General features: G+C 68.2%; 7 protein-coding genes. 3 read left to right on the top strand and 4 right to left on the bottom strand.

The window, feature by feature from the left end; translation table 11 throughout:
* Window positions 1–833, top strand: an 833-nt coding sequence (locus tag CFN17_RS12760) for an IS3 family transposase (protein ID WP_208748110.1), incomplete at its 5' end; no start/stop codon positions are given.
* A 428-nt stretch (window positions 834–1,261) separates the two neighbouring features.
* Here CFN17_RS12760 and rsmI read toward each other — a convergent pair.
* Complete coding sequence (rsmI, locus tag CFN17_RS12755; protein ID WP_395925022.1) at window positions 1,262–2,179, bottom strand: 16S rRNA (cytidine(1402)-2'-O)-methyltransferase; 918 nt, start codon at window positions 2,177–2,179, stop codon at window positions 1,262–1,264.
* 58 nt (window positions 2,180–2,237) lie between these two features.
* Between rsmI and CFN17_RS12750 the strand changes: the two genes are divergently transcribed.
* Together CFN17_RS12750 and CFN17_RS12745 are read left to right on the top strand one after the other, a co-directional pair.
* Window positions 2,238–3,983, top strand: coding sequence for a dolichyl-phosphate-mannose--protein mannosyltransferase (locus CFN17_RS12750; RefSeq protein WP_208748109.1), 1,746 nt, complete (start codon window positions 2,238–2,240; stop codon window positions 3,981–3,983).
* Between the two features lie 60 nt (window positions 3,984–4,043).
* Window positions 4,044–5,873 carry a long-chain fatty acid--CoA ligase gene (locus CFN17_RS12745; protein ID WP_208748106.1) on the top strand — a complete coding sequence of 610 codons (1,830 nt, stop codon included), beginning with the start codon at window positions 4,044–4,046 and terminating at the stop codon, window positions 5,871–5,873.
* Window positions 5,874–5,971: 98 nt separating this feature from the next.
* Here the strand turns inward: CFN17_RS12745 and CFN17_RS12740 are convergent, their stop codons facing one another.
* The 3 genes from CFN17_RS12740 to ahcY all read right to left on the bottom strand — a co-directional run bounded on the left by CFN17_RS12740 (window position 5,972) and on the right by ahcY (window position 10,166).
* Entirely contained in the window at window positions 5,972–7,195 is a 1,224-nt protein-coding gene (locus CFN17_RS12740; RefSeq protein WP_261792190.1) for a TIGR01906 family membrane protein, read from the bottom strand.
* Window positions 7,196–7,307: 112 nt separating this feature from the next.
* Complete coding sequence (locus CFN17_RS12735) at window positions 7,308–8,531, bottom strand: Ig-like domain-containing protein (RefSeq protein ID WP_208748103.1); 1,224 nt, start codon at window positions 8,529–8,531, stop codon at window positions 7,308–7,310.
* A 156-nt stretch (window positions 8,532–8,687) separates the two neighbouring features.
* Complete coding sequence (gene ahcY, locus CFN17_RS12730; RefSeq protein ID WP_208748101.1) at window positions 8,688–10,166, bottom strand: adenosylhomocysteinase; 1,479 nt, start codon at window positions 10,164–10,166, stop codon at window positions 8,688–8,690.
* Window positions 10,167–10,177 lie beyond the last annotated feature (11 nt).

The raw sequence follows: 10,177 nt of genomic DNA, 5'->3' as shown, positions 1-10,177 counted from the left end.
CCCTCAAGGCTGACTTCCCGCTCCCGGTGCTGCTGGCCGTTGCCGGCGTGGCCCGGTCCACGTTCTTCTATCACCAGGCCCGCCTGCAGGCCCCCGATCCGCAGGAGGCGCTCAAGGCCGCAGTCACGGACGTCTTCACGGCGAACCATGGCCGGTATGGGCACCGCCGTATCCACACGGAACTGGTCAGGCAAGGCTGGACGGTCGCGAAGAAGACCGTGCTGAAACTCATGCGGTCACTCGGGCTGGTCTGCAAGGTTCGGCGGAAGAAGCGTTACAACTCCTACCGGGGCGAGCAGGGCGGTATCGCCCCGAACGTACTGAACCGCGAGTTCGACGCGGATGCTCCGAACCGGAAGTGGGTGACGGACGTGACCGAGTTCAGCGTCGGCGGCCGGAAGCTCTACCTCTCCCCGGTCATGGATCTGTTCGACCGGCAGATCATCTCCCACACCGTCAGCTCCTCCCCGAACCTGGAACTGACCAACACGTCACTGCACGAGGCCCTGGCAACGCTCCAGGACGGACAGAAACCGCTCGTGCATTCAGACCAGGGCTTCCAGTACCGGCACGTGTCCTGGCGTGTTCTGCTCGAGGACGCCGGCGCGGTCCAATCGATGTCCCGCAAAGGCAACTGCTACGACAACGCGGTCATGGAGAACTTCTTCGGCCACCTCAAGGAAGAACTCTTCCACCATGCCCGGTTCCCCAGCACCGACGCCCTGGCAACGGCCCTGAACGAGTACATCCGCTGGTACAACACCGAAAGAATCTCAACAAAACTCAAAGGCCTGAGCCCGGTCCAATACCGCGCCCAGACCCTCGCAGCTTAGGCTGTAACCAACCAGTCCAACAATCGGGGACCAGTTCAGATACACCCAGTGGACATGCTCCCTCCGAGCGCCGAGCACTGGACAGAATGGGATACCGCTCAATGGCCGCGCCCGGCAGTGAGCATGCTCCACACCCGGCGGGCCCAAGAATGAGCATGTCCCTCGTTGGCAGCCGGGAAACCTGTACTGGCTGGTCCCGCCTCGGCCATCCAGGAACCCAGCGCAGGGAGCACCATCCCGGAAACTGGGGCGCGTATCACAATCCGTGAACCTGGCGCAGGGTCACCAGGCGGGGGTCACCAGGCGGGGGTCACCTGGCGCAGGGTCACCAGGCGGGGGTCACCGGGCAGGGTCACCAGGCGGGGGTCACCAGGCGGGGGTCACCTGGCGCAGGGTCACCGGGCGCGGGCCGGAACCCGCCGCGGGGATCACCGGGCGGCGAGCACCGCGGCATAGAGTTCGCGCTTGCTGACCTTCGCATCGTCGGCCACCGCCGCGACGGCTTCCTTCAGCCGGATGCCCTGGGCAACCAGTGAGTTCACGGCGGCAACGTGGTCCTCCGGGCGGCCGGGTTCGCGGTCCGGCGCCCCACCGACCACCACGGCGATTTCGCCGCGCACCTCGTTGGTTTCGGCCCATTCGAGCAGTTCGCGCAGGGTGCCGCGGATGACCTCTTCGTAGGTCTTGGTGAGTTCGCGGCATACGGCGGCCCGGCGGTCGGCGCCGAAGCGTTCGTGGAGGGCCCGCAGCATCGGCTCCAGCCGGTGGGGAGCCTCGAAAAAGACCATGGTGCGGCGTTCGGCGTCGAGCTCGGCCAGCCGGGAGGACCGTTCGCCGGCCTTGCGGGGCAGGAAGCCCTCGAAGCAGAAGCGGTCGGTCGGGAGTCCTGAGAGGGCCAGGGCGGTCAGGACGGCGGAGGGCCCGGGGGCCGCGGTGACGGTGAGGCCGGCCGCGACGGCCCCTTCAACGAGGCGGAATCCCGGATCCGAGACGGACGGCATGCCGGCGTCAGTCACCATCACGAGGGTCCGGCCGGACCGGACCTGCTCCAGCAGGTCCGCGGTCTTGGCCGCCTCATTGTGCTCGTGATAGCTGATGATCCGGCCGGCCACGGTGACGCCGAGGCTCTGCACGAGGCGGTGCAGCCTCCGCGTGTCCTCGGCGGCGACGATGTCCGCCGTCGTCAGCAGTTCCACGAGCCGGGCCGAAGCATCGCCGGTGTTCCCGATCGGGGTCGCCGCCAGGACGATCCTGCCCGGCCCGGCGGCGGGAACGGCGGGGGTAGCGGCGCCGGCATCGCCGTCGTCGGGGACAAGCTGGGAAGAAGCGCTGGGTTCGTGATCCACAGCTCCAGCCTACTGCCGGCGGAGCGGTGCCCCGCCGGGTACAGCCGTGAAAGGTAGCATGGGCAACGTGACCCAGACCCCCACGCGGACCTCCGAAACCGGCGCCGCCGCATCCTCGACTGCAGGGCCGGGCAGCGCCGGCCACCGCGCCCGTGGCCGTTCCCGTTCCGGCCGCAACCTCGAGGGGCACCGCTGGGTCGGCCGACCCGCCGAATCCTTCACGGCGGAGGCCCTCCGCGAGCGCCTGATCGGCGGCTTGGCAAGCTGGCGGGACTACCCGCCGTCGCTTCGGCTGTGGTACTGGCTCATCCCCGTCCTGACAGCGGCGCTGGGCGGTGTGCTGCGGTTCGTCCGGCTGGACACGCCGCGGAACCTGGTCTTCGACGAAACCTATTACGTCAAGGATGCCTATTCTTTCCTGGTCAGCGGTTACGAGCGCAGCTGGCCCGACCGCGCCAACGACTCCTTCATCGCCGGCAATCCCGGCGTGTTGCTGAACACGCCGGAGTACGTGGTCCACCCGCCGGTGGGCAAGTGGATGATCGCGGCGGGCATGTGGCTGTTCGGGGCGGACAACCCCTTCGGCTGGCGGTTCGGCGCGGCGCTGACGGGGACGCTGTCCATCCTCCTGCTCGCGCTGATCGCGCAGAAACTCTTCCGGTCGCTGACCCTGGGCGCCGTGGCCGGCGTGCTGCTGGCCGTGGACGGCCACCATCTCGTCATGTCCCGGACGTCGCTGCTGGATGTTTTCCTCATGTTCTGGCTCCTGGCCGCGTTCGGCGCCCTGCTGATGGACCGCGACGACGGCCGGCGTCGCCTCGCGGCGCGGCTCGGCCGGCAGGCCTCGGAATCCGCCACGGGTCTGCCCTCGGCGCTGCAGCTCACGTCCGGGCCGTGGCTCGGGATCCGCTGGTGGCGCGTCGTTGCGGGCGTCTGCCTGGGCCTGGCGACGGGCACGAAATGGTCCGCCCTGTTCTTTGTGGCCGTCTTCGGGTTGCTCACCGTGTTCTGGGACCTGAGCGCCCGGCGCATCGCCGGGGTGCATGCCTGGATCAGCGGCGGCATCCTCAAGGACGGCCTCCCGGCGTTCCTGAGCATCATTCCAGTGGCCGCCGCCGTCTACGGCGCCACGTGGACAGGCTGGTTCCTGTCCAAGGACGCCTACTTCCGGCACTGGGCCGAGGCCAACCCCTCGGCCGAGTGGGGCTGGCTGCCGGACGCCGTGCGGTCCCTGGCCCACTACCACCTCGAAGCGTACAAGTTCCACCAGGGCCTGAGCTCCGACCACCCGTACGAGGCCAGTGCCTGGAGCTGGCTGGTCATGGGGCGGCCCACGTCCTTTTACTACGAATCCCCGGGCCAGGGCACCCCGGGCTGCGATCTGAGCAACTGCACCTCCGCGATCCTCTCGGTGGGCAATCCGCTGATCTGGTGGAGCGCGGCCATCAGCCTGGGGATCCTGCTGTTCTGGTGGGCGGGCCGCCGCGACTGGCGCGCCGGCGCCGTCCTGGCCGGCGTGGCCGCCGGCTACCTGCCCTGGTTCATGTACCCGGAACGCACCACCTTCTTCTTCTACGCCGTGTCCTTTGAACCGTTCCTGGTGCTGGCGCTGACCTACTGCCTGGGGCTGGTTCTCGGCCAGCGCAGCGACCCGCTGTGGCGGCGGCGGTCCGGGTTTTACCTGGTGGCGTTGTTTGTCGTGGCGGCCGTGCTGCTCTCCGCGTTCTTCTACCCGGTCTGGACCGCGGAGGTGATCCCGTACCAGGAGTGGCGCCTGCGGATGTGGATGCCTTCCTGGATCTAAGGCAGGATGGCAGGGGACAGTCCGCCGCACTCCGGGCGGACCAGGAATGGAGACTCGGCTGTGAGAGAAGCAAGCACCGGACTGCTCGTGGAGCTGGACCCGGCGAGCAACGTGACGGACCTGCTCCTGGAGCAGCACGCCAAGGATCCCGTGCACGCCCTCTACGCCCGCAAAGGCCCGGCCGGCTGGACCGATGTCCCCGTCCAGCAGTTTCTGGCGCAGGTCACTGCCCTCGCCAAAGGCCTGATCGCCGGCGGCATCGCCCCGGGCGACACCGTGGCCGTCATGTCGGCCACCCGCTATGAGTGGTCGGTGGTGGACTTTGCCATCTGGTTCGCCGGCGGCGTCACGGTCCCGATCTACGAAACCTCCTCCGCCAGCCAGATCGAGTGGATCCTGCACGACTCGGGGGCGGGGCGCGTGTTCGTCGAGGACCACGCCAAGGCGGCCCTGGTCCAGGGCGTGCTGGACGAGTCCGCGATGCTTGGCGACCGGCTGGTCGCCGTCGTCCGGATGGAGGACGACGGCGCCGCACCGAACCTGGCAAGCCTGGCCGCCGCCGGCGCCGGGGTGTCCGACGCCGAGCTCGAGCGCCACCGGAGTGCCGCGTCCCTCGATGACGTAGCGTCGCTGGTCTACACCTCGGGCACCACCGGCAAGCCCAAGGGCTGCGAGATCACGCACGCCAACTTCGCCCTCGTGGCCAAGAACATTGTCCTATTCCTGCCCGAGATCCTGAAGCAGCCGCGGGCCCGGACCCTGATGTTCCTGCCGCTGGCGCATGTCCTGGCCCGGGCCGTGCAGGTGATCTGCCTGAGCTCCGGGGCCACCCTCGGCCACACCGCCAGCGCCAAGGAGCTCCTGGCGGATCTGGCCGCGTTCAGGCCCACCTTCCTGCTGGTGGTCCCCCGGATCTTTGAGAAGGTCTATGCCGGGGCGGAGCAGAAGGCTGCGGCCGCCGGCAAGGAGCGGGTGTTCGCCGCCGCCGCGGCCACCGCGATCGACTATTCCAAAGCCCTGGACGCCGCCGCCCGGGGAACCGGGAAAGGCCCCGGACGCCTCCTGCGGCTCCGGCAGGGCGTCTTCGACCGGCTGTTCTACCCGAAGCTCCGGCAGGCCTTTGGCGGCCAGCTCCGCCACACGGTGTCCGGCGCCAGCCCGCTGAGTTCCAATGACGCCCACTTTTTCCGCGGCGCCGGCATTCCGGTTCTGGAGGGTTACGGCCTGACCGAAACGACCGCGCCGTGCACGGCCAACACGCCGGCCCGGACCAAGGTGGGGACGGTCGGCATTCCCGTCCCGGGCACCACCATCCGGGTGGCCGACGACGGCGAGATCCTGGTCAAGGGAATCGGCGTCTTCAAGGGCTACCACGCCAACGAGGCCGCCAACGCCGAAGCGTTCGTGGACGGCTTCTTCCGCACCGGGGACCTCGGCTCGCTCGACAAGGACGGTTTCCTGACCATCACCGGGCGGAAGAAGGACCTGCTTGTCACCGCCGGCGGCAAGAACGTGGCCCCCGGCCCGCTGGAGGAGAAAATCCGCGAGCACCCGCTGGTCGGCCAGGCCGTGGTGGTCGGGGACGGCCGACCCTTCGTCTCGGCCCTGATCAACCTGGACCCGGAAGCACTCCAGCACTGGTGTACCGCCCGCAAGGTGCCGGTCATGAGTCCGGCGCAGGCGGCTGCCGATGCGGCCGTCCGGGCCTCCATCCAGGGCGCCGTCGACGAGGCCAACCTGCTGGTCTCCAAGGCCGAATCGATCCGCAGCTTCGTGATCCTGGACGCCGACTTCACTGTGGAATCGGGGCACCTGACCCCGTCGCTGAAACTGAAGCGGGCCGCCGTCGTGCGGGACTTCGGGGCCCATATCGACCGCATCTACGGCTGAGCCGTATCTGCCGCGGAGTCGCGGGGCTCCATCACGAACATGGAAGCGGCCGGCACAATGGTGCCGGCCGCTTCCGGTGCTTCTCTTGCTGCTGTTGGTCAGACGGTGTGCCGCGTGCGAGGGGGGCCGTCCGTGCCGCCGTCCGTGGTGACCTGCGCCCCGCCGGGTGCCGTGGCCTCAGCGTCGCCGGCGGCCGCGGTCCCCGCTACCGGTGCTTCGGCGTCCGTTTTCCCGGCGTCCGCGGCCTTCTTCGGGCCCAGGCCGCGGCGTTTGCGGGTGGGCCAGGTGAGGATCAGGGTCAGCACGGACGCGAGCAGGACCAAGGCACCGATGACCATCCCGGCGTCCATCCAGAATTGGCCCGGGAACAGCCGGATCAGGGTGTCCTGGAGGGAGAACGTCCAGGTCCCGTTGGCGAAGAAGATGCGGTGGAATTCCGTGAAGAACTGCTCCCAGCCCAGGACGGCGAGGGTGCCGAGGCCGATGATGACGGCAAGGGTGATGATGGAGCCGGCAAAGAGGCCGCGGCGGACTCCCCCGTTGTGGCGCCGCCTGAGGTAAATCACGGCAATGAGGCCCAGCAGGATCAGCAGGGTGCCGGCCCCGAACGTGGACAGGATCACCGCCTTGACGTCGGCCATGTGGCTGACCTCGCCGTCCTTGAACAGCCGTTCGCCGCTTTGGTCCACGAGGTCGCCGAGGTAGCGGGGACCCGACCAGTTGCTTAGGTAGTCCACGGCGTAGGAGCCGTAGGTCATGCGGTCATCGGGGCTGAAGCCGTAGCCGTCGCCGGGGAAGCCCGGACGGTTGTATTCCACCCAGAGGAACATGGGGCTCGTGACGGCCCGGACGGCCAGCACCAGCAGGATCACCGGGTAGAACACGGCGAGCAGCACCTGCATGACGCGCGGGAGGACCGGCTTGGCTTTGGCGGCCTGTTCGCGTTCGGCGTTGCGGCGCTCAACGTCCTCCTGCGGAGGACGGATCTGCAGCGCCGAGGTCCGCAGCGGCTCGTCGGCGTCGGTCTTTCCAGCGTGGGTCTTTCCAGCGTTGGTCTGTTCAGCGCCGGTCTTATCAGCGTCGGGGCGGACGACGGCCGCTTCGGCCGCCTTCCGGTCGGCGCGGCTCTCCGGCTGCCCGGCCGCGACTTGCGCGGCCGGTGCGGGCTGCGCGGACGTTCCGGACGGCGCGTTCCCGGCCTTAGCGGCCGGCGCGGCCGTGGACGCCGGCTTCATCCACTCGAAGGCCGGCTCGTCGGTGTCGTTCGTTGGATCCAGGTCCGGATCCGGCCGGTCGGGAGGTGTCGGGTTCTTCTCAGTCACGTGGAGCTTCGCTTCCGTAGGCTTCCGCGCCGCCCGGCCTGCGCCTGGCTGCGCCATTTCTCTGGCTCCGAGCCTACCGTCAGCGGATAAGGCCCGGCGAGGTGCCACCCCGTCAGTTGCCGTATTGCGACCAAGGGATGTTCCAGTCGCCGAATCCGTCATCGAAGTTGGCGAAGTCCCCTTCGGTGTTCACGACCTGGACGACGTCGCCAGTGGTCATGTTGTCGAAGACCCATTGTGCGCCGTCCGGGCCCAGGCCGATGCAGCCGTGGGAGAGGTTCGCCCGGCCCAGGAACGGCATGGCCGTGTCCGTGGCCTGGTGGATGAACTCCCCGCTGGGTGTCAGGCGCGTGGCGTAATTGACGTCAAGCTGGCCGTAGTAGGCCGGGTCCCCGGGCTTGAGCCCGATCGTGGAGGCGTCCATGTGCTCCACCCGGTGTTTCTCCATGAACACCAGGAATCCCCGGGCCGACGGGAACCGGGTGTCACCCATCGTCGCCGGCCACTGCCCCGCCGGTTTGTCGTTGATGCTGACCGAGAAGGTGTGCGCCTTGGCGTCGGCGACCGCCACCCGCTTGTCGCCGATGTGGACGGTGACGGTCTTGTTGAAGTTGCCGACCTGCCCGTTGCCCAGTTCGACGCCGAACATTTTCATGTCCATGGTGATGGTGCTGTTGGCGGCCCAGAAGGCTTCCGGCCGGTACCGGACGGTGTTGTTGTTGAACCAGTGGAACTTGCCCGTCTGGCCGGACGTGGAGGTGATCTTGATGGCCTTCTCGACGGCGTCCCGGTTCAGGACCGGTTCGCTGAAGGTGATCTGCAGGGGCTGTGCGACGCCCACTTTCATCCCGTCCAGCGGGTAGATTGCGGCGTCGGCCTCATTGGCGGTGGAGACGGTGGTGAAGGACCGGGTGCTGTGGGTCTCGCGCCCGGCACCGTCCACGACGGAGTACGTGTAGCTGTAGCGGGTGTTGAACAACAGGTTCCCGGACGAGGTCCAGGCGGAGCCGTCCGCGCTCTGGGTGCCGTCGACGGTGCTGCCGTCAGCGCTGGTGAGGGCAACACGGTCGATACGCCCGTTCGTCACCTTGAGTGTCACCGGCGCCGCCGGGTTGACCTGCTGGGCGCCGTCGGCCGGCGCGACTGCCAGTTCCGCGGGGGCCACGACGGGGACCGCGAGGCCCGGCGTCGTCCGTGCCGGCGATGACGCCTCGGAGGAAACGGACTGGGCCAGTCCGGGGGCCGCCGCGGCGAAGGCGCCGCCGCCGGCTGCCAGGGCGCAGACCACCCCCACCAAGGCGATCTTTCGGCCGGTACTCCAGGTTTTCAGGGCCATCACAGGACCCTGGCGATTCCACACGTCATCCTGCCAGCATAAGCGAGTTACCTTGGAGCCCCGTGCCGGTTCGACCACGATCCGGTTACAAAAAGGCCCCCAAAAGGGTCACGGGAAGGGGCCCCGGACGCTGGTCCGGGGCCCCTTGGCCGGTTCCTAGTAGCGGTAGTGGTCGGGCTTGTACGGGCCTGCCACCTCGACGTCCAGGTACTCGGCCTGTTCCTTGGAGAGCTCGGTCAGCTCTACATCGAGGGCGCCCAGGTGCAGTCGTGCAACCTTCTCGTCCAGGATCTTCGGCAGGACGTAAACCTGCTTGTCATATTCGCGCTCACCCTCGGGCTGGCCGGCCTTGGTGAACAGTTCGATCTGGGCGATCGTCTGGTTGGCGAAGGAGTTGCTCATCACGAACGAGGGGTGTCCGGTGGCGTTGCCGAGGTTGAGCAGGCGGCCTTCGGAGAGGACGATGATGGAGCGCTGGGCGTCGGTCCCTGCCTCGAAGACCCATTCGTGCACCTGCGGCTTGATCTCGACCTTCCGGATGCCGGGGATCCGCGCCAGTCCGGCCATGTCGATCTCGTTGTCGAAGTGGCCGATGTTGCCCACGATCGCCTTGTCACGCATCCCCGCCATGTGCTCGGCCATGATGACGTCCTTGTTGCCGGTGGTGGTGATGAAGATGTGGCCTTCGCTGAGGACTGATTCGAGCTTGGCCACCTGGTAGCCGTCCATGGCCGCCTGCAGCGCGCAGATCGGGTCGATTTCGGTGACGATCACCCGCGAGCCCTGGCCGCGGAAAGCCTCCGCGGCGCCCTTGCCGACGTCGCCGTAGCCGCAGACGACGGCGACCTTGCCGCCCATGAGAACGTCGGTGGCGCGGTTGATACCGTCCGGCAGCGAGTGGCGGATGCCGTACTTGTTGTCGAACTTGCTCTTGGTGACGGAGTCGTTGACGTTGATGGCCGGGAACAGGAGTTTGCCCTGCTCGGCGAGCTGGTACAGGCGGTGCACGCCGGTGGTGGTCTCCTCGGTGACGCCGAGCAGGAGGGCGCCGATGCGGGTCCACTTCTGCGGGTCGGCTTCCAGCGAGGCGCGCAGCACGTCCAGGAACACGCGGCCTTCCGCGGACTCGTCCTCGGCCGCGGAGGGCACGGCGCCGGCGGCTTCGAATTCCACGCCCTTGTGCACCAGCATGGTGGCGTCGCCGCCGTCGTCCAGGATCATATTCGGTCCGAGCTCGGGGTTGGCGTCGGCACCGGGCCAGGTGAGGATCTGCTCGGCCGTCCACCAGTACTCCTCCAGCGTCTCGCCCTTCCAGGCGAAGACGGGCACACCCTGCGGGTCATCGACCGTGCCCGTCCCGACGACCACGGCGGCCGCGGCCTCGTCCTGGGTGGAGAAGATGTTGCAGGAAGCCCAGCGGACCTCGGCGCCGAGCGCCGTGAGGGTCTCAATCAGCACCGCGGTCTGGACTGTCATGTGCAGCGAGCCGGCGATCCGGGCTCCCTTGAGCGGCTGGCTGGCGCCGAACTCCTTGCGCAGGGACATGAGTCCGGGCATCTCGTGCTCGGCGAGGCGGATCTGGTGGCGTCCCGCCTCGGCCAGGGAGATGTCCGCAATCTTGTAATCGAAAGTCATGTGAATCCTTT

The sequence above is a fragment of the Arthrobacter sp. PM3 genome (assembly GCF_003352915.1).
Taxonomy (GTDB): Bacteria; Actinomycetota; Actinomycetes; order Actinomycetales; family Micrococcaceae; genus Arthrobacter.
The sequence above is the reverse complement of the archived record's forward strand: the minus strand, read 5'-3'. Positions and strand labels throughout refer to the sequence as shown.